At 64.0% G+C, this 18,372-nt stretch carries 15 protein-coding genes; 2 read left to right on the top strand and 13 right to left on the bottom strand.

Annotated elements, in window-relative coordinates; genetic code table 11:
• The first annotated feature begins 117 nt into the window (after positions 1-117).
• Positions 118-1,698: a methyl-accepting chemotaxis protein gene (locus tag ACZ9GA_RS26580; protein WP_457359576.1), complete on the top strand. Its 1,581-nt coding sequence runs from the start codon at positions 118-120 to the stop codon at positions 1,696-1,698.
• Positions 1,699-2,098: 400 nt separating this feature from the next.
• Entirely contained in the window at positions 2,099-2,359 is a 261-nt protein-coding gene (locus ACZ9GA_RS26585; RefSeq protein ID WP_457359575.1) for a DUF3077 domain-containing protein, read from the top strand.
• A 151-nt stretch (positions 2,360-2,510) separates the two neighbouring features.
• Here ACZ9GA_RS26585 and ACZ9GA_RS26590 read toward each other — a convergent pair whose 3' ends face one another.
• The 13 genes from ACZ9GA_RS26590 to ACZ9GA_RS26650 form a co-directional block, all read right to left on the bottom strand.
• Entirely contained in the window at positions 2,511-3,245 is a 735-nt protein-coding gene (locus ACZ9GA_RS26590; protein ID WP_457363645.1) for an amino acid ABC transporter ATP-binding protein, read from the bottom strand.
• On the bottom strand, positions 3,238-4,200 hold the full coding sequence (locus ACZ9GA_RS26595) for an amino acid ABC transporter permease (protein ID WP_457359573.1): 963 nt from the start codon (positions 4,198-4,200) through the stop codon (positions 3,238-3,240). Before ACZ9GA_RS26595 ends, ACZ9GA_RS26590 begins: the two co-directional genes overlap by 8 nt.
• A gap of 69 nt (positions 4,201-4,269) precedes the next feature.
• On the bottom strand, positions 4,270-5,067 hold the full coding sequence (locus tag ACZ9GA_RS26600) for a transporter substrate-binding domain-containing protein (RefSeq protein ID WP_457359571.1): 798 nt from the start codon (positions 5,065-5,067) through the stop codon (positions 4,270-4,272).
• Between the two features lie 218 nt (positions 5,068-5,285).
• On the bottom strand, positions 5,286-7,865 hold the full coding sequence (mdoH, locus tag ACZ9GA_RS26605) for a glucans biosynthesis glucosyltransferase MdoH (RefSeq protein ID WP_457359569.1): 2,580 nt from the start codon (positions 7,863-7,865) through the stop codon (positions 5,286-5,288).
• Complete coding sequence (locus tag ACZ9GA_RS26610; protein WP_027979849.1) at positions 7,858-9,594, bottom strand: glucan biosynthesis protein G; 1,737 nt, start codon at positions 9,592-9,594, stop codon at positions 7,858-7,860. The genes mdoH and ACZ9GA_RS26610 overlap by 8 nt, the downstream gene beginning before the upstream one ends.
• Before the next feature lie 266 nt (positions 9,595-9,860).
• Positions 9,861-10,298: a D-aminoacyl-tRNA deacylase gene (gene dtd / locus ACZ9GA_RS26615; protein ID WP_457359567.1), complete on the bottom strand. Its 438-nt coding sequence runs from the start codon at positions 10,296-10,298 to the stop codon at positions 9,861-9,863.
• Entirely contained in the window at positions 10,295-11,266 is a 972-nt protein-coding gene (pip, locus tag ACZ9GA_RS26620) for a prolyl aminopeptidase (protein WP_457359566.1), read from the bottom strand. Before pip ends, dtd begins: the two co-directional genes overlap by 4 nt.
• Before the next feature lie 412 nt (positions 11,267-11,678).
• A complete protein-coding gene (hutG, locus tag ACZ9GA_RS26625; protein ID WP_457359564.1) occupies positions 11,679-12,476 on the bottom strand; it encodes an N-formylglutamate deformylase in 798 nt (265 codons plus the stop codon).
• On the bottom strand, positions 12,469-13,683 hold the full coding sequence (gene hutI / locus ACZ9GA_RS26630) for an imidazolonepropionase (RefSeq protein WP_457359563.1): 1,215 nt from the start codon (positions 13,681-13,683) through the stop codon (positions 12,469-12,471). Before hutI ends, hutG begins: the two co-directional genes overlap by 8 nt.
• The gene (gene hutH, locus ACZ9GA_RS26635; protein WP_457359561.1) at positions 13,683-15,218 is read right to left on the bottom strand and encodes a histidine ammonia-lyase; all 1,536 of its coding nucleotides are present in this window, start codon (positions 15,216-15,218) and stop codon (positions 13,683-13,685) included. Before hutH ends, hutI begins: the two co-directional genes overlap by 1 nt.
• A 12-nt stretch (positions 15,219-15,230) precedes the next feature.
• A complete protein-coding gene (locus ACZ9GA_RS26640) occupies positions 15,231-16,040 on the bottom strand; it encodes a quaternary amine ABC transporter ATP-binding protein (RefSeq protein ID WP_457359559.1) in 810 nt (269 codons plus the stop codon).
• Positions 16,037-16,888, bottom strand: coding sequence for an ABC transporter permease (locus tag ACZ9GA_RS26645; RefSeq protein ID WP_457359557.1), 852 nt, complete (start codon positions 16,886-16,888; stop codon positions 16,037-16,039). The genes ACZ9GA_RS26640 and ACZ9GA_RS26645 overlap by 4 nt, the downstream gene beginning before the upstream one ends.
• 16 nt (positions 16,889-16,904) lie before the next feature.
• On the bottom strand, positions 16,905-18,371 hold the full coding sequence (locus ACZ9GA_RS26650; RefSeq protein ID WP_457359555.1) for a purine-cytosine permease family protein: 1,467 nt from the start codon (positions 18,369-18,371) through the stop codon (positions 16,905-16,907).
• Between the last annotated feature and the right edge of the window lies 1 nt (position 18,372).

The raw sequence follows: 18,372 nt of genomic DNA on the forward strand, positions 1-18,372 counted from the left end.
GCTACAGGCCACTCCCGTAAAAGTCCGATCCACGGTATTACAGAACCTTTGCACCAAGCCGATACATAGGCACGCTAATGGCTATTAGCCCAGTCTGCTCGCTAGGAGTGCAAGCGCATGTATCGTTGGATGCAATACCACCTCGGGCACATTGGTGTGCGCCGCAAATTGATGCTGGGATTCGGCCTGGTGCTGGTCATGACCCTGCTGACCACCACCATGGGCTGGACCGGGCTGAGCAGCCTGATCGACCGGGGCGACAAGCTCAACACCATCGCCACCGTCAATGACCTGTCCCGTGACCTGCGCATTGCCCGCCTCAGCGTGGCCAACCAGAACGGCAGCATCGACGGCGTCATCAGTGTGCTGGGCAAACTGGATCAGCAACTGGCATTGGCCCGCAGCCATCTCAGCTCGCCCGACGACGTCAGCCGGATTGATCGGCAGATCACCGCTACCCGCGATTACCGCCAGGCGCTCAACGACCTGGATCAGGCACAACGCGCCCAGGCCGCCCAAGCCGTCCAGCAGCCCCTGCTCAAGCGCATGGCGGATGCAGGCACCGTGCTGCTGGACATGAGCGAAGAGCTGGCACAATCGCAGACCGCCAAGCGCGACGCCGATGCCGCCAACGCCAAGCTCTGGCTAAGCGTGGCGGCGACGCTGGCACTGGTATTCAGCATGCTGGCCGGCTTCGCCATCACCCGCCAGGTGGTTCGCCCCCTGCAAACCACCCTGAAAATCATGGATGAGGTGGCCGCCGGCGACCTCACCCACGACCACACCGTGGACCGCCGCGACGAACTGGGCCAACTGCAGAACAGCCTGCAGCGCATGACCGTAGGGTTGCGCACCTTGATCAGAGGCATCAGCGACGGCGTCACGCAAATCGCCAGCGCCGCCGAACAGCTGTCGGCCGTCACCGAACAGACCAGCGTTGGCGTCACCAGCCAGAAAGTGGAAACCGACCAGGTGGCCACCGCCATGAACCAGATGGCCGCCACCGTGCAGGAAGTGGCGCGCAACGCCGAACAGGCCAGCGAAGCCGCCGTGGCCGCCGATCAGCAGGCCCGCGAGGGCGATCGAGTGGTCAGCGAGGCCATCGACCAGATCGAGCGCCTGGCGGCCGAGGTGGGCCATTCCACCGAAGCCATGGGCCAGCTCAAGCGCGAGAGCGACAAGATTGGTGGCGTGCTGGACGTAATCAAATCCGTGGCCCAGCAAACCAACCTGCTGGCCCTCAACGCCGCCATCGAGGCGGCGCGTGCCGGTGAAGCCGGCCGTGGCTTCGCCGTGGTGGCCGACGAGGTGCGCAGCCTGGCGCAACGCACCCAGCAGTCCACCGAAGAGATCGAACAACTGATCGCCGGCCTGCAAAGCGGTACCCAGCAGGTCGCCGCAGTCATGGACAACAGCCGCACGCTGACGGACAGCAGCGTCGAACTGACCCGTCGGGCGGGTACATCGCTGGAAAGCATCACTCGGACGGTGTCGACCATCCAGAACATGAACCAGCAGATTGCTGCAGCGGCTGAGCAGCAGAGCGCGGTGGCGGAAGAGATCAACCGCAGCGTGATGACCGTGCGCGATGTATCGGACCAGACCTCGGCGGCCAGTGAAGAGACGGCGGCGTCCAGCGTGGAGCTGGCGCGGTTGGGGAATCATCTGCAAGGGTTGGTAGGCCGTTTCCGCGTGTGACCTGTAGCCGCTGCCGCCAGGCTGCGCTGGCCATATGCCTCGCTGTAGATCTTCAGCGGGGCTCAGGGCCAGCGCAGCCTTCGGCAGCGGCTACAGATGTTACGTCCTACAAGGTTACGTCATTTTCGGAAACGTCTGACTTGAGGTCGCTGGGTGACGGGGATAGGCTCCCCGGGTCGCTGAGTACAGCGATCAGGTGTGCAAGCCTGAGTTACCCTTCGCGACTGCTGTAGAATGCCGTCGGCGTACTCGTACGCCCGCGAAAAGCTATGGTGGCCGGCGCAGGAGGACCTCGGTCCTGCTGGGTTCGAAGGGTACCCGGTCTTGCACACTTGCGCCCGGCCGCCACCCAATGCGTGCAAGCATTGGAGCGGCTCCAATACCCTCCGGAGTTTTTGAGATGCATATCGAACCAACGGCCCTAACCTTGGCTCAGCCTTTTGGCCCGCTCGACCGCAACAACGAACCGCTGTTCACCGTGCGCGAAGGCCTGCACCCCGCCGATGCCCTCACCCATGCCTCCCTGCTGCTCGGCTATGCCGGCGCCGTGGCTTACGAAATCGCTGACAGCGACACGCTGGTGGACCAGCGCCTGGCGCGCGCGATCATCCCGCTGATAGATGCTGCCAAAGCGCTGGTGGACGCCTGCCCGGCGCACTGAAAGCTATAGCCGCTACACAGCAGCGGCCGTCAGGTCGCGTCACAGGCGCCGCGCACTGGCTGATCCACAGCGCCGCCTGTGACGCAGCCTTCGGCAGCTGCTACAGAGGCGAGGCGTACACTGTGCCAGGACGGGGAGCGGGTTACGCCGCTTACAGCACCTGGCGCAGAAACGCCTGGGCGCGGGGGTCGCGGGGGTTGGCGAAGAACTGCTCGGGCGGGGAGTCTTCCAGCAGTTTGCCATGGTCGAAGAACAGTACCCGGTGCGCCACTTCGCGGGCGAAGCCCATTTCGTGGGTGACGCAGATCATGGTCATGCCTTCCAGCGCCAGGGTCTTCATGACGTCCAGTACTTCGCCGACCATTTCCGGGTCGAGCGCCGAGGTAGGTTCGTCGAACAGCATGACCTTGGGGTCCATGGCCAGCGCACGGGCAATCGCCACGCGCTGTTGCTGGCCGCCCGACAGGCGCGACGGGAATTCATTGGCCTTCTGGCCAATGCCTACCTTGTCCAGCAGCATGCGCGCCTTTTCTTCGCGCTCTTTCTTGCTACGCTTGCGCACGATCTTCTGCGCCAGGCACAGGTTCTCAAGCACGGTCATGTGCGGGAACAGGTTGAAGTGCTGGAACACCATGCCCACTTCACGCCGGTAGGCGTTGATGTCGGTTTTCGGATCGGCCAGGGACAGACCGTCGATGCTCACGGTGCCTTCGTCGAACTGCTCAAGGCCATTGAGGCAGCGCAGGAAGGTCGACTTGCCCGAGCCCGAAGGCCCGACCACCACCAGCACTTCGCCCTTGGCCACTTGCGTGGTCACATGGTCCACCGCGCGCACTACCTGGCCACGGGTGTCGAAGACTTTTACCAGGTCACGAACTTCAATCACTTTGCGCAAGCCTCCGCTCAAGCCGGCTGGCGATGTGCGACAGCGGCAGGTTGATCAGCAAATACAGGGCGGCCACGCAGAACCAGATCTCGAAGGTGGAGAACGAGGTGGTGATGGCCTCACGGCCGGCCTTGGTCAGCTCGGTGATGGAAATCACCGACACCAGCGAGGTGTCCTTGACCAGGCTGATGAACTGCCCGGCCAGCGGTGGCAGCACGCGTTTGAACGCCTGCGGCAAGATCACGTGGCGCATCGACTGGCCAGCGCTGAGGCCCAGGGAACGGGCGGCCTCGCCCTGACCACGGGCGATGGACTGCACCCCGGCACGCACGATCTCGGCCACGTAAGCGCCAGTGAACAGCGACAGCGCCGCCACGCCGGCAAACTCGCGGGACAGGTTGAGCACGGTGCCGATGAAGAAGTAGAAGATGAACAACTGCACCAGCAGCGGCGTGCCACGCACCAGTTCAACGTAGACCGTGGACAGGTCACGCAGGGTCGGGTTGCCGGACAGCCGGCACAGGCCCGCCACCAGGCCGATGAACAGGCCGATCACGCCCGACACCACCGAGATCCACACCGTGGCCCACAGGCCCCACGCCAGCGGCCCTGCGGCCCAGTGACGGGTGACGCCTACCGGGTCGCCTTCGCTGACGTCGTCGCCCTGGGACACGCGCACGCTGTCCTGGGCCACGTCCAACACCTGTTGGTCGCCGTCTTCGTCCTTGAGCGTCACCCGGGTCATCTTGCCCTGGGCGTCGATGGCCTCCACGGTGCCGTTGCCGCTTGCGCGCTGCACGTCTTCGGCCTGGTAGGCGAAGTACTGCGGCACGCGGCTCCAGCGCCATTCATAGGAAATCAGCGAAGTCGCGTAAAACAGGGCGACGGCCAGGCCCACCAGGACCAGCGCCGTCAGCCCGTGCCAGGGCCACTGGGCTTTTTTGTGTTTGATCACTACTGCGTTCCGTAAATGCGAACGCGCGGGCAAGCCCGCGCGCTGGTGTCAGACAAGGACGACTGGGGCTTATTCCATGTCCTTGAGCCAAGTGGTGCTCTTGAACCACTTGTCGTGAATGCGATCGTACGACCCGTCTTCGTGGGCCTGACGCAGGAAGTTGTTGATGAAGTTCAGGCTGTCGAAGTCGCCCTTCTTCAGGCCGAAGGCCAGCGGTTCGTAGGTGAACGGCTTGTCCAGGTACACCAGCTTGCCGTTGCCGGCCTTGTCCACGGCCACCACGTTGTACGGCGAGTCATAGACGAAGGCGTCGGCCTTGCCGTTGACCACGTCCATCACCGCTTCCTGCTCGTTGTCGTAGCCGTGGTACTGGGCCTTGGCGATCAGCTTGCGCGAGACCATCTCGCCGGTGGTACCCACCTTGGAGGTCAGGCGGTACTTGGGATCGTTCAGGTCCTTGTAGGACTTGATGGTGCCTTGCAGCTCCTTGCGGATCAGCAGGGTCTGGCCGACCACGATGAAGGGGTCGCTGAAGTTGATGCGCAGGTTGCGTTCCTGGGTCAGGGTCAGGCCGCTGCCGATCAGGTCGAACTTGTCGGTCATCAGCGCCGGGATGATGCCGTCCAGGCTGGTGGACACCAGCTCAAGCTTGACGCCCATCGACTTGGCCATGGCCTTGAGCAGGTCCACTTCAAAGCCGATGATCTCGCCGCGCTTGTCGGTCATTTCGAAAGGCATGTAGGTAGGGTCCATGCCCACCCGCAGCGTGCCGCGCTTGACAGCGTCATCGATGGCTCCCGCCTGGGCGGAATCGACTGCGCCCAGCGCCATGACGCCCAGCAGCAGCATCGACAGATACTTCTTCATCACCAAGTCCCCTAACTAACGCTCACAACGTGCGGTGTGAGGCAATTCAGGGCGCCGCATACGTGGGCGCACCATTTCGGGGTGCGATCCTAACGTACTCGTCCGGTGATACAAGTGCTGATGAGGGATTTAATGCGCAATGATCGACATAAAGTGACCGTTGGCAGTGTTACAGGGAGTTTCCAAAGCCCCCGGGCGGTGTGCCCGGGGGCCCGGAATCAGGCGTTCGCCAGGGCTGGCGGGGTCGCCGAGTGCGGTTGCAGCGGCAGCAACGGCGAATGCGGGTCCGCTGCCAGCGACTGACGCCAGGCTTCGAGCCAGGCATCGTTGCCTTCGCCCCATACCAGTGCATGCAGGCGACCCAGGGCCACCGGGTCACTGAGCAGGTGCAGACGCGTGTTGCCGTCCAGCTTGTGCGGGCCGACGGTCAGCGCCTTGCGGATACGCTCTTCACGCATGGCTTCCACCGGCGCCACCGAGTGGTGACGGGCGGTAGCCAAGGCGCAAGCCAGAGCGTTCTGCTGCGGGTCGACCACGGCGCGGACGAAACCGTCCTTCAGTGCGTGCCAGCGGTTCTCATGGGTGTACTGATCGGTGGAGATCAGTTCCTGCGGCGTGTTGTATTCCTCAGGGATCAGGAACAGCTTCTCGTCGCGAGCGCTGAGGCCCAGATTGGTGCGGCTGGAAATCACCGATACCGGGATCGACAGCATCAACGAACCGACAATAGGCGTCAGCCACCACAGGAAGCTTGGGTTCAGCCAGCACACCAGCAGCGCCCACAAGAAGCCCAGCAAGGTCTGCGGACCGTGACGGCGTACCGCTTCGCTCCACGGGGTGGAGTCGTCGTCACGCTGTGGCGAGTTCCAGGTGGCAGCCCAACCCAGGAACGCGGCCAGCACGAAACGGGTGTGGAACAGCATGCGCACCGGCGCCAGCAGCATGGAGAACAGCATCTCCATCAGCATGGAAATGGTGACCTTGAAGCGGCCGCCGTATTCCTTGGCGCCCTTGGCCCAGATCAGGATGATGCTCAGCAGCTTGGGCAGGAACAACAGCACGATGGTGGTGGAGAACAGCGCAACGGCTTTTTCCGGGTGCCATTGTGGCCACAGCGGGTACAGCTGCCGTGGTTCCAAGAAGTACGCCGGCTCCATCAGCGTGTTCACCGCCAGCAGCGCGGTGGACAGCACCAGGAAGAAGAACCACAGCGGCGCCGACAGGTACGACATCACGCCCGTCAGGAACACCGCACGGTGCACCGGGTGCATGCCCTTTACCAGGAACAGGCGGAAGTTCATCAGGTTGCCGTGGCACCAGCGACGGTCACGCTTGAGCTCGTCGAGCAGGTTGGGCGGCAGCTCTTCGTAGCTGCCCGGCAGGTCGTAGGCAATCCACACGCCCCAGCCGGCACGGCGCATCAGCGCCGCTTCGACGAAGTCGTGGGACAGGATGGCGCCCGCGAATGCCCCTTTGCCCGGCAACGGCGCCAAGGCGCAGTGCTCGATGAACGGCTTCATGCGAATGATCGCGTTGTGGCCCCAGTAGTGCGACTCGCCCAGCTGCCAGAAGTGCAGGCCGGCGGTGAACAGCGGGCCGTACACGCGGGTGGCAAACTGCTGCAGACGCGCATACAGGGTGTCCATGCCCGACGCCTTCGGCGCGGTCTGGATGATACCGGCGTCCGGGGTGGCCTCCATCAGGCGCACCAGGCTGGTCAGGCATTCGCCGCTCATCACGCTGTCGGCGTCCAGCACCACCATGTAGCGGTAGTCGCTGCCCCAGCGACGGCAGAAGTCGTCGAGGTTGCCGCTTTTGCGTTTTACGCGGCGACGGCGACGGCGGTAGAAGATCTTGCCGAAGCCCTTGGCCTCGCGGCACACCTCCAGCCACGCCTGTTGCTCGGCAACGGCGATGTCGGTGTCGTTGGTGTCCGACAGCACGAAGAAGTCGAAACGGTCCAGGTCGCCCGTGGCGGCCACCGATTCGAAAGTGGCGCGCAGACCGGCGAATACCCGGGGCACGTCTTCGTTGCAGATGGGCATCACCAGCGCGGTGCGGGCACCGGCTTCGATCGGTTCGGTACCGGCGCTGGCGCCGGAAATACGGTACTTGTCGCGCCCGGTCAGCAGTTCCAGGAAGCCCATCAGGGCGGTCCAGAAGCCCGCCGACACCCAGCAGAACAGGATACCGAACAGGATCAGGATGCTGGTCTGCAGCACATACGGCAGCACTTGCTGCGCGGTCTGTGCGATCGACTGATGCAGCACTTCGTCCAGGTCAACGAACGACCAGCCCTGATAGGGCAGGATGCCTTTCATGTAGTAGCCGGCGACCACGGTCTGGCCCAGCATCAACGCCAGCAGGATGTAGCGACGCATGGAACCCACCCAGCGCCAGCGCGCCTTGGGCAGTTCACGCTTGTCGCTGACCGGCTCCGGCGCACTTTTCTGGCCGGTAAGACGACGCCAGCCACGCACCAGGATGTTGGTGCGCCAAGGCTCCGGGACCACCCGCGTACGGTTGATCGGCGGGGTGGCCTTGAGGCGCACGTGGCCGTCGGAATCGACCGACAGCATCTCGGCCTCTTCCATTTCGGCAGCGCTGTTAAGGGTCAGGCGACGGCCGACCGAGGCCTGGGCGGCCTCGGCCGACTCATCCGTCGGCTGTGCGGAGAGGTATTCATGCAGCTCGCTGAACGAGTTGCAGCGGGCAAGTTCTGCGCGCTGCTGCTCGCTCAGGGGCAGGTGGGCCAGGTATTCGCTGAGCGATTCCGGCCGGGTCTGTGAATTACTCATCGGAAGGCAACTGGTAGCTCCAGGTCTCAGTCAGTACCTGTTCGGGTTTGACCGGTTCCTGAGGGGTGGGCGCAGCCGCTGCGGCAGGCTGCTCGGCGGCCTTGTCAGCCTTGGCATGCTTGGCGTTGGCCTTGGCGTGCTTGGCGACAGGCTTCTCTTCCTTCACAGGCTCAGCCGGTTTGGCTGGCGGCAGTGGAGCGTCCTTGACCAGTGCGGCGCGCATTTCCACCGACTGTTTAGGGTCTTTGACCTTCAGGCGCAGCGTCAGACGCCAGCCTTTGGTTTCCGGGTTGTAGCGCAGGTTGTTCTCGACCAGGTCGGCATTGTTGCCAACGCTGACCTGGCTGCGTACCTGGGCGTCTTCCGGCAGGGCGGCGAGCACCGGACCGGTAAAATCGATCAGGAAGGCCACGCTGCCGTCAGGCTGACGGATCAGGTTGGACTGCTTGACGTCGCCAGTGGAGCGCAGGGTCTGCTTGACCCAGGCGGTTTCAGGCGAGTGCAGCTGGTCTTCGTTGGAGGTCCACACCAGACGGTAGTCGTGGTCCAGGGCCTGGCCAGGCTCAGGCAGCTTTTCCGGGTTCCAGAACGCAACGATGTTGTCGTTGGTTTCGTCGGCAGTCGGGATCTCGACCAGGTCGACGGTGCCTTTGCCCCAATCGCCCTTCGGCTCTACCCAGGCGCTTGGACGTTTGTCGTAGCGGTCATCCAGGTCTTCGTAGCGGCTGAACTCGCGGCCACGCTGCAGCAGGCCGAAACCTTTCGGGTTCTCGACGGTGAAGCTGCTGACGGCCAGGTGTTTAGGGTTGTTCAGCGGGCGCCAGATCCACTCATCGTTGCCGGCGTGGATCGACAGGCCGGTGGAGTCGTGCAGTTCGTGGCGGTAGTTGAGCACGCGCGACGGCTGGTTGGAGCCGAACAGGAACATGCTGGTCAGCGGGGCGATGCCCAGGCGGCTGACGTGGTCACGCAGGAACACCTTGGACTTGACGTCCACCACAGTGTCTTCGCCGGGACGCAGGGTCAGCTTGTAAGCACCGGTGGAACGTGGCGAGTCCAGCAGGGCGTAGATCACCAGGAACTTGTCGGTAGGGTTCGGCTTCTCGATCCAGAACTGGGTGAAGCGCGGGAACTCTTCGCCCGACGGCAGCGCGGTGTCGATGGCCAGGCCGCGAGCCGACAGACCGTAGGTGTGGCCCTTGCCGACGACGCGGAAGTAGCTGGCGCCCAGCAGGGTCATGACTTCGTCCTGCTTGTCAGCCTTGTTGAGCGGGTACATCACGCGGAAACCGGCGTAGCCCAGTTTCTCGGTGGATTTTGGATCGAATTTCAGGTCGCCGAAATCGAAACGAGCCGGGTCGTACTTGATCTCCGTGACCTTGTCGTTGGCGATCTCGTTGATTTGCACCGGCGTGTCGAAGTGCATGCCCTGATGGTAGAACGACAGCTTGAAGGGGGTCTTGTCACCGGCCCATTCGGCTTTTTCGTTCAGAAAGCGAATTTTCTGGTAGTCAGCGAACTTCATGTCCCGAAATTCGGCAGGCAGATTGCTTTTGGGTGCCTCGAATTTCTGCCCGGCAAGATCCTTTGCCTTGGCTGCCACGTCATCCAGGCCAAAGGCCCAGATCTGGCCCGCGCTCAGCAGGCAGAGGAGTGCAGACCCCGTCAACAGCGCGGTGCGGAGGCGCTTGCCTGGGGTTCTTGGTGCATTACTGGGACTAACAATCACGAGCAACCCTCGCCGAAAAACAAATCAAAGAACCAACGGCCAGCTGTGATGTGCCGGGTTGGCGAGCATTGTTCCGACTCCGAAAGGGCGCAATGATTCCCCAAACGGTGACGGCCAAGGCTCATGTTGGAACAAAATGGATCAACGAACGCTGATCGTCGTAACGCGAGATTATCCAGCAGCCTGCGTTACAACGCATCAGGGTATGTAAACTTTTTATGCTACAAACTCACCGAAAATCGTGCAAATGAACGATTTACGGACACTTATGACTGTAACAGGAAGGTCACCGGGCCATCGTTGACCAAATGCACCTGCATATCGGCCCCGAATCGCCCGCACGCCACCCCTTCATGCTGCTGCCGCGCCTGCGCCAGCAGGTAGTCGTAAAGCTCGATACCCAGCGCCGGCGGTGCCGCCGTCGAGAAGCTTGGGCGCATGCCACTGCGGGTGTCGGCGGCCAGGGTGAACTGCGAAACCAGCAGCAGGCCACCCCCCACGTCCTTGAGCGACAGGTTCATCTTGCCCTGTGTATCGGAAAACACCCGATAGTTAAGCAGCTTGTGCAGAAGTTTGTCGGCGCTGGCGCGGGTATCCTCTGGTTCCACCGCCACCAGCACCATCAGACCCTGGTCAATGGCGCCGACGATTTCACCGTCGACCTCCACCCGCGCTGAACGGACCCGCTGCAGCAGCCCCTTCACGCTTCCTCCAGGGGCAGGTCCAGCAAACGCCGGGCCATCTGGTCACAGGCACGCACCAGCGCATCGGTGATGCCCGGCTCGGACGCAGCGTGGCCAGCGTCGCGGATCACCTGCAGCTCGCTGTTGGGCCAGGCCTGGTGCAGCGCCCAGGCGTTGTCCAGCGGGCAGATCACGTCATAGCGGCCATGCACGATGACGGCTGGCAGGTGGGCGATCTTCGGTACGTCGCGGATCAGCTGGTCGGGCTCCATGAAGGCATTGTTCATGAAGTAGTGGCATTCGATTCGGGCGATGGACAACGCGCGCTGGGGCTCGGAGAAGCGATCGACCACCAGCGGGTTGGGGCGCAGCGTGGCGGTGCGGCCTTCCCAAGTGGACCAGGCCTTGGCGGCGTGCATCTGGGCGATCTGGTCGCTGCCGGTGAGGCGCTTGTGGAAGGCCTTGAGCAAGTCGTGACGCTCATCCGCCGGGATCGGTGCCACGTAGTCCTGCCAGTAGTCAGGGAACATGCGGCTGGCGCCTTCCTGGTAGAACCACTGAATTTCCTGCGGGCGGCACAGGAAGATGCCGCGCAGGATCAGGCCATGCACACGCTCGGGGTGGGTTTGCGCGTAGGCCAGGGCCAGGGTGGAACCCCAGGAACCGCCGAACAGCACCCATTTTTCGATGCCCAGGTGCTCGCGGATGCGCTCCATGTCGGCCACCAGGTCCCAGGTGGTGTTGTTTTCCAGGCTGGCGTGGGGCGTGGAACGGCCGCAGCCGCGCTGGTCGAAGGTGACAATTCGATACAAGTTCGGGTCGAAATAGCATCGGCTCTGGGCATCGCAGCCTGCGCCGGGGCCACCGTGGATGAACAGTACCGGCAAGCCCTCGGGCGAGCCGCTTTCATCGACATACAGCACATGCGGCGCTTGCACGGCCAGATCGTGCCGGGCGTAGGGTTTGATCTGCGGGTACAAAGTCTGCATTGCACGCTCCGTAAGGGTGTTGGGTCATCCCTGCTGGGACTTCTGTCATAAGTGCCGTCAGGCATCATAAACCCGAATCGCTTACAGATCATGCCCCCTTGATGTCAGGGGGTATTGCAGCCATGGCCGAAACGCCACTGGTCATTACCCTCAACCGCCTGTGACATGGACACTGTGGGAAATTCCAAGGGGCTGTACAACCTGTACCGGCCTCTCGCGAGCAAGCTTTGCTCCCACAGTGTCAAGGCTCATATCGGTAGTTGCATTGGTTCTGTGGGAGCGAATGTGCCCCCAAGGCTTTAGGCAAGCACCGATGCGGGCCTTGACACTGTGGGAGCAAAGCTTGCTCGCGAGAGGCCGGTACAGACAGCCAAAGACCAAAGCCCCTCACAGTATTCAGGTTGTCTTGAGGTCAGCGGGGGTAGTGTTGCTGGGCCCAGGCCAGCAGTTCGCTGAGCAACGCCTTGAGCACCACCTGCGTCGGCCGGGCCAAATCTTCCCGGTAATTGAACGGCTCGAATTCTTCCATGTACGCGCTCTGCGCCAATTCCAGCTGAACGGCGTGGATATGCTTCGCCGGGTCGCCAAAATGACGGGTAATGTGCCCGCCCTTGAAACGCCCGTTGAGCACATGGCTGTAGTCGCCAAAGCCTGCACACACGCTTTCCAGGCGCCGCGCCAGCTCGGGATCGCAGCTGGCACCGTTGAAAGTGCCCAGGTTGAAGTCCGGCAGCCGCCCCTCGAACAGATGCGGCACGTGGGAGCGGATGGAATGCGCGTCCCACAGCAGGGCATAGCCGAATTCTTCACGCAAACGCGCCAGCTCCTGCTCGATGGTGCGGTGGTACGGCACCCAGATTTCTTCCAGGTAGCGAGCACGCTCGGCATCAGAGGGCTGTTGATGGAACAACGGCACGCCATCGAACAGCGTCTCCGGGTACAAGCCGGTGGTAGCCCCCGCATACAGCGGCTTGTTGTCCGATGGCCGGTTCAGGTCGATGACGAAGCGCGAATACTCGGCCGCGACGACACTGGCGCCCAGTTCATCAGCGAAGTCGTACAGGCGCGGGATATGCCAATCGGTGTCAGGCAGGCTTTTCGCCTCGTCGATCAAGCCGCTCTCCACCGCCGGGGTCAGGCGCAGGCCGGCATGGGGCATGCTGATCAGCAGCGGCACGCGGCCGCGCTTGAAGGTCAGGACGTTATCCACAGGTGATGTCTCCCACAATGACTTCCGCGCCGTGACGCACGACGCGCTTGTTCAATTCACCGCCCAGCCAGTACGCCAGGTCCGCCGGGCGCTCGATGTCCCAGGCGACGAAGTCGGCGACCTTGCCCACTTCCAGCGAACCATGGCTGGCGCCCAGGCCCAGGGCCTTGGCGGCGTGCACGGTGGCACCGGCCAACGCCTCCTCGGGGGTCATGCGGAACAGGGTGCAGGCCATGTTCAGCATCAACCGCACCGACAGCGCCGGCGAGGTGCCGGGGTTGAGGTCGCTGGCGATGGCAATGGCCACGCCGTGCTTGCGCAGGGCGTCCATGGGCGGCAGCTGGGTTTCGCGCAGGAAGTAGAAGGCGCCCGGCAGCAGCACCGCCACGGTGCCGGCGGCGGCCATGGCCATGCAGTCGTCTTCGGTCATGAATTCCAGGTGGTCGGCCGACAGCGCCTGGTAGCGCGCGGCCAAGCTTGAGCCATGCAGCGACGACAACTGCTCGGCGTGCAGCTTCACCGGGATGCCCAACTCGCGGGCCTTGAGGAACACCTTCTCGACCTGCGCCGGGGAAAACGCCAGGTATTCACAAAAGGCATCCACGGCGTCGACCAGCCCTTCAGCGACCAGCGCCGGCAGCATCTCGTCGCAGATATGCGCGATGTAGTCGTCGGCGCGGTCCTTGTACTCCGGCGGCAGCGCGTGGGCGGCCAGGCAGGTGGCGCGCACGCTGACCGGCAGCGCTTCGCCCAGGCGGCGAATGACGCGCAGCATCTTGCGCTCGCTAGCCAGGTCCAGGCCGTAACCGCTCTTGATTTCCACGGTGGTGACGCCGTCACGCAGCAGGCTGACCAGGCGCTTGCGCGCGCTGGCGAACAGTTCGTCCTCGCTGGCCGCGCGGGTGGCGCGCACGGTGCTGACGATGCCGCCACCTGCCGCGGCGATCTCCGCGTAGCTGACGCCCTGCAAACGCTGCTCGAACTCGCCGCTGCGGTTGCCGCCGAACACCGTGTGGGTGTGGCAGTCAATCAGGCCCGGTGTCACCCAGGCGCCGCCCAGGTCAACGCCCTGCCCTGCCGGTGCTTCGCTGCGCGGGCCGACCCATTCGATCAGGCCGTCGGCGGTGAGGATCGCCGCGTCTTCGATGATCGAGTACTTGCCATGGGCCATGGTGGCCACATGGCAGTGCTGCCACAGGGTTTTCATCACAGGGTCTCCTGGAACAATTCAGGGAAGGTGCGGCCCAGCAGGGCCGGATCCTTGAGGATGGCGGCGCTGGCGGCGATGTCCGGCGCCAGCCAGCGGTCCTGGTCATAAGGCGGGATGCGCTCGCGCAGCAGGCGCCAGGCGGTGTCGGTGCCGGCGCCGAAGCGCTGCTCCTTGAGAAATTCGAAGGCCTGGGCGGCCAGCAGGTATTCGATGGCGAGGATCTGCGTGCAGTTCTCCAGCGCCCGGTGCAGCTTGAGCGAGGCGTTGGTGCCCATGCTCAGGTGGTCTTCCTGCAGGCCGGAGGTCACGTAGTTATCCACAACCGCCGGCTGCGCTAGCTGGCGATTTTCGGCGCACAACGAGGCGGCGACGTATTGGACGATCATCATCCCCGAGTTGACGCCCGGCTGACTGACCAAAAACGCCGGCAGGCCGCTGACCAGCGGGTTGATCATGCGGTCCAGGCGGCGCTCGGCGATGGCGCCGATTTCGGCCACGGTGATCGCCAGCACATCGGCGGCCATGGCCACGGACTGGCCGTGGGGGTTGGCCTGGGACATCACCCGATAATCCTCGGGGGTGCCCAGCAGCAGCGGGTTGTCGGTGGCCGAGTTGAGTTCGATCTCGATCTGCCGCGCCGCATGCTCCAACTGGTCCCGCGAGGCGCCGTGCACCTGCGGAATCGAGCGGATGCTCAAGGCGTCTTGGGTACGAATGCCACGGCTGCTGGCGATCACTTCACTGTCGGCCAGCAGCCAGCGCAGGTTTTTCGCCACCACCTGCATGCCGGGGTGCGGCTTGAGGCTGATAATGGCCGGATCGAAGGCATCGATCTGCCCGCGCAGGGCCTCGAAGCTCATGGCGCCGATCACGTCAGCCCAGCCGGTCAGGCGCCAGGCGTCGTCCAGGGCCAGGCAGCTGAGGCCGGTCATGCATGGCGTGCCGTTGACCAGGCACAGCCCGTCCTTGGCACCGAGAATCACCGGTTGCAGGCCCTCGGCAGCGAAGGCCTGGGCAGCGTCGACGATCCGCCCGCGATAGCTGACCGGACCGATGCCCAGCAGGCCCACGCCGATATGCGCCATGTGCGTCAGGTAGCCCACCGAGCCCTGGGACGGCACCTGCGGGGTGATACCGCGATTGAGCAGCGCCAGCAGGGCCTCGACCACCTGGCGGTGCAGGCCGGATTTGCCCTGGCAGAAGTTGATGATGGCCGCGCAGATGATCGCCCGGGTCTGCTCGTCGGTCAGCGGCTTGCCCACCCCGCAGGCATGGCTGAGCAAGGTGTTGCGCGACAGCTGGCTGAGTTGCTCGTCCTGCAGCGACACGTTGCACAGCGCGCCCAGGCCGGTATTGACGCCATAGGCGCGCTCACCGCTCTCGACGATGCGCTGCACAATCGCCTGGGCGTTATCGATACGCGCCCAGGCCTGGGCCGACAGTTCCAGGCGCGCGCCAAAGCGCGCCACGGCGACCACATCCTGCCAACGCAAGCGTGCATCGGCGATTACGACGTTTTCGGCCAACAACATCTACAACGCTCCTTAAAAAGTGGCCACCCGGCGCCGCACAAAACGATCCACGTAGTCGTCGGCCGGGTGATGAAGAATGTCCTGCGCAGCGCCCACCTGAATCAGGCGGCCGTCGCGCAGGATGGCAATGCGGTTGCCCAGCCGGACGGCTTCGTCCAGGTCGTGGGTGATGAACACGATGGTCTTGTGCAGGCTTTGCTGCAGCGCCAGCAGTTGGTCCTGCATTTCGGCGCGGATCAGCGGGTCGAGGGCGCTGAAAGCCTCGTCCATCAGGATGATCGGCGTATCGGTCGCCAGCGCCCGCGCCAGGCCCACGCGCTGGCGCATGCCGCCGGAAAGCTGCGCCGGCCAGGCTTTTTCATAACCTTGCAGGCCCACGGCGGCAATCCAGTGGGCGGCGCGCTCGGCGCACTGCTGGCGGCTTTCGGCCCGCACTTTCAAACCGTAGGCGACGTTTTCCAGCACGGTGCGATGGGGCAGCAGGCCGAAGCTCTGGAACACCATGCTGACGTTGTGCCGACGAAATTCGCGCAGGGCGTGGCGGTCGTAGCCCAGGATGTCCTGGCCATCGACCAGAATCTGCCCGCTGGTGGGGTCGATCAGCCGATTCAAATGCCGCACCAGCGTCGACTTGCCCGAGCCGGACAGGCCCATGATCACGAAGATCTCGCCCTGCTCCACCGTCAGCGACAGGTCATCGACGCCGATCACGCAGCCGGTGGCGGCCAACACCTGGTCCTTGCTGGCCCCCTCGCGGCGCATGGCCAACGCCCGCTCCGGTTTGGCGCCGAACACCTTGGACACGTTGCGCACCTCGATCATGGGCGCACCTCGTGGCGCGAACGCCCGTACGCTTGGGTGATGCGGTCGATGACCACGGCCAGGATGACGATGGCCAGGCCTGCCTCCAGGCCAAGGCCGATATTCAGCGTCTGGATGCCCACCAGCACGTCCTCGCCCAGGCCCCGCGCACCGATCATGGAAGCGATGACCACCATCGACAGCGCCATCATGGTGGTCTGGTTGACCCCGGCCATGATGCTGGGCAGCGCCAGCGGCAACTGCACGCCGAACAACTGCTGCCAGCGGCTGGCCCCGAAGGCGTTGACCGCCTCCATCACCTCGCGGTCGACCTGGCGGATGCCCAGGTCGGTGAGGCGGATCAGCGGCGGCGCGGCGTAAATCACCGTGGCGAAGATGGCCGGCACCTTGCCCAGGCCGAACAGCATCAGCACCGGGATCAGGTACACGAAGCTGGGCAGCGTCTGCATGATGTCCAGCAGCGGCATCAGCACCGCGCGCAAGCGGTTGCTGCGCGCGGCCAGGATGCCCAGGGGGATGCCGATCAGCACCGAAATCACCGTGGCCACCAGCATCAGCGCCAGGGTCAGCAGCAACTTGTCCCACAGCCCCACGGCCCCCACCAGAAACAGCAGGCCCATGATCACCACCGCGCTGACCAGCCGCCGCGTGGCGTGCAGGGCAACGGCGCCGACGATCAGCAGCACCAGCCACCAGGGCAGCGCCCGCAGGCCGTTTTCCAGGCGCACGATCAGCCACAGCAGCGACTCGGACACGTGCCGGAAGAAGTCGCCGTAACGGGTCACCAGGGCGTCGACGCCACGGTTGACCCAGTCGGCGATGGAGAAGGTCAGGTTATCGGGGAACATGGGCGGCTCTCACACGTCAGAAGGTCCCCTGAGGTATAGCCTTCCCGAGTTCGTCATGAGCAACCGGGGCCTCGCCTGGCAGGATCAGGCGCTCGGGGATCGACCGCTTGCAGCGCGTGGCCACCAGGTAATACAGCACCGCCGGCACCACCAGGCCGATGATCCAGGAAATATCGGTGTCACCCAGCCTGGCCACCAACGGGCCGGTGTAGAAGTGGGTGGAGATGAACGGCATCTGGATCAGCACGCCGATCACGTAGATGCTGATGCCCGGCAGGTTCCAGCGCCCGTAGCGGCCGTCGGGGTTGGACAGCGCGGGGATGTCGTAGCGCTCTTTGGTGATGCAGTAGAAGTCCACCAGGTTGATGGCGCTCCAGGGCGTGAAGAACGCCAGCAGGAACAGGATGAACGCCGAGAAGTCCTTGAGGAACGAGTCCTTGCCCAGCACCGCCAGCAGCGTGGCCATGCCCACCATCAGGAAGATGTAGGTCAGGCGCAGGGCGCTGGAGATATGCCGGTTGCCGCGGAAGCCGCTGATGATGGTGGCGATCGACATGAAGCTGCCGTAGGCATTGAGCGTGGTGACGGTGACCTTGCCGAAGGCCACGCTGAAATACAGCGCTGCCGCCACCGCGCCGGTGCCGCCCAGGCCAACGATGAAGGACACTTCGTGGTGGGCGAACTGCGAGCCGGCCAGGGCCGCGGCGAACACGCCAAACACCATGGACGCCTGCGCGCCGATCACCGCGCCCAGGCCCACGGCCCAGAAGGTGCCCGACACCGAGGTTTTGCTGGGCAGGTAGCGCGAATAGTCCGCCACGTAGGGCCCAAACGCGATCTGCCACGAGGCCGACAGCGAAATCGCCAGCAAAAAGCTGCTCAGGGAGAAATGCTTGTTGCCCAGCAGCGCGCCGATATCGTTACCCGCCAGCAACTTGTAGAACAGGTAAATGAAGGCAATCACGCCCAACAGGCTGGCAACGCGGCCGATCATGTGGATAACGCGGTAGCCAAAGATGGTCAGCACCACGATCAGCGCGGCAAAGATGACGATGCCCTTCCAGTCATCCACCTGCAGCAACTGGGCGATGGCCTGCCCCGCCAGCAGCGAGCCACTGGCCGAGAAGCCGATGTACATCAGGCACACCAGCACCAGCGGGATCACCGCGCCGTACACGCCGAACTGCACGCGGCTGGAAATCATCTGCGGCAGGCCCAGGCGCGGGCCCTGGGCGGCATGCAGGGCCATCACCCCGCCGCCCAGCAGTTGGCCGACCAGCAGGCCCACCAGCGACCAGAACACATCGCCGCCCAGCACCACGGCTAGGGCACCGGTGACGATGGCGGTGATCTGCAGGTTGGCCCCCAGCCAAAGGGTGAACTGACTGAATAGCCGACCATGACGCTCGGATTCAGGGATGTAATCGATTGAGCGTTTTTCGATCAATGGCGTGCTCGCAGCACGGTCAACTGAACCAGCCATA

Source organism: Pseudomonas sp. TE3644 (assembly GCF_056278815.1).

Bases quoted from the DNA above. Each gene is read 5' to 3' on its own strand.
- ACZ9GA_RS26580 (WP_457359576.1), top strand. From the start codon at position 118: ATGTATCGTTGGATGCAATACCACCTCGGGCACATTGGTGTGCGCCGC.
- ACZ9GA_RS26585 (WP_457359575.1), top strand. From the start codon at position 2,099: ATGCATATCGAACCAACGGCCCTAACCTTGGCTCAGCCTTTTGGCCCG.
- ACZ9GA_RS26600 (WP_457359571.1), bottom strand. From the start codon at position 5,067: ATGAAGAAGTATCTGTCGATGCTGCTGCTGGGCGTCATGGCGCTGGGC.
- mdoH (WP_457359569.1), bottom strand. From the start codon at position 7,865: ATGAGTAATTCACAGACCCGGCCGGAATCGCTCAGCGAATACCTGGCC.
- pip (WP_457359566.1), bottom strand. From the start codon at position 11,266: ATGCAGACTTTGTACCCGCAGATCAAACCCTACGCCCGGCACGATCTG.
- hutI (WP_457359563.1), bottom strand. From the start codon at position 13,683: ATGAAAACCCTGTGGCAGCACTGCCATGTGGCCACCATGGCCCATGGC.
- hutH (WP_457359561.1), bottom strand. From the start codon at position 15,218: ATGTTGTTGGCCGAAAACGTCGTAATCGCCGATGCACGCTTGCGTTGG.
- ACZ9GA_RS26640 (WP_457359559.1), bottom strand. From the start codon at position 16,040: ATGATCGAGGTGCGCAACGTGTCCAAGGTGTTCGGCGCCAAACCGGAG.
- ACZ9GA_RS26645 (WP_457359557.1), bottom strand. From the start codon at position 16,888: ATGTTCCCCGATAACCTGACCTTCTCCATCGCCGACTGGGTCAACCGT.
- ACZ9GA_RS26650 (WP_457359555.1), bottom strand. From the start codon at position 18,371: ATGGCTGGTTCAGTTGACCGTGCTGCGAGCACGCCATTGATCGAAAAA.